Below are 1,287 nucleotides of genomic sequence, written 5' to 3'. Positions count from 1 at the left end.
TGATCAGGCTGCCTTCCTCATAGACCAGGGCGGGAGCCGACGACTGCAGCGTGAGGTTGCGGACGTTTTCCCAAAGCCGCATCAGATATTCGTAGTCGCGCTTGATCTCGGCCTTGGTGCGGCTTTCGCCGGCGGTGCGCAGGATCACGCCCATGCCCTGCGGCACTTCGAGGTCGGCCACGACCTCCTTCAAGCGCTTGCGGTCCTGCGCGTTGGTGATCTTGCGCGAGATGCCGCCGCCGCGGGCCGTGTTCGGCATCAGCACCGAATAGCGGCCGGCAAGCGAGAGGTAGGTGGTGAGCGCCGCGCCCTTGTTGCCGCGCTCTTCCTTGACCACCTGCACCAGAAGGATCTGGCGGCGCTTGATGACTTCCTGGATCTTGTACTGGCGGCGCACCGGCTTGCGGCGGTTGCGGATTTCCTCGAGCGCGTCTTCGGCGCCGACCGATTCGACTTCGTGCTCGTCGGAATGCGCGGCCGAGACATCCTCCAGCATGCCGCGATCATTGTCGCTGGCGGCGGCTTCCCCAATCTGCTCGGAACTCGTCTGCTCGGGCTGATCTGTCTGCGGAACCGCTTCGGAGATCACGTCGGCGTCGACGCTCGCGGCGATCGACGTGGGGCCGCCTTCGGACGGTTTGGCGTCCTCGTCGTCGGCGGCATGGTCGGCCGCTGCGGCGCCGCCGCCGGTCTCGGCAGCGGGCTCGTCAGACGTTTCCGGTTCGGCCTCGACGGCCTCGGAGACTGTTTCGGCATTTTCAGCCCGGGCATCGGCGGTTTCGGCGCCGGTATCCTCGCTTCCGGTAACCTCGGCAGCGGTGTCGTGGGCCTCTGCGGTTTCAGCCTGGTTTTCGCCGCTTTCCGGGGAAGCCGCGATTTCAGCGTCGTGCTTGTGCTCGCCGCGGTCGCGATTCTTGCCGCCGCGACGCCGGTTGCGCCGGCCGCCGCGATCGCGCGCCTGCTGTTCTTCGCCGGTCTCGGCCTCCTCGTCGTCTTCGTCCTCGGCTTCCTGCGCTTCGGCGCGCAACAGGGCCTGACGGTCGGCGACCGGGATCTGGTAGTAATCGGGGTGAATTTCACTGAAGGCGAGAAAACCGTGACGGTTGCCGCCATACTCGACAAAGGCTGCCTGGAGGGAAGGTTCGACGCGGGTTACGCGGGCGAGGTAGATGTTTCCTTTGAGCTGCTTCTTGTCCTGGGATTCAAAGTCGAATTCTTCGATGCGGTTACCGCGAACGACGACAACGCGTGTTTCCTCCGGGTGGGAGGCGTCTATCAGCATCTTGT

At 65.0% G+C, this 1,287-nt stretch carries 1 protein-coding gene; it reads right to left on the bottom strand.

What is annotated here, in order from left to right:
* Positions 1 to 1,282: ribonuclease E/G (locus EOD07_RS34730; RefSeq protein WP_348627799.1), on the bottom strand; the 1,282-nt coding region annotated here is incomplete at its 3' end.
* Positions 1,283 to 1,287 lie beyond the last annotated feature (5 nt).

It is taken from the genome of Mesorhizobium sp. M2C.T.Ca.TU.002.02.1.1 (assembly GCF_003997225.1).
Note: the sequence above shows the minus strand (reverse complement) of the source record. Positions and strands in the feature narration are given on the sequence as shown.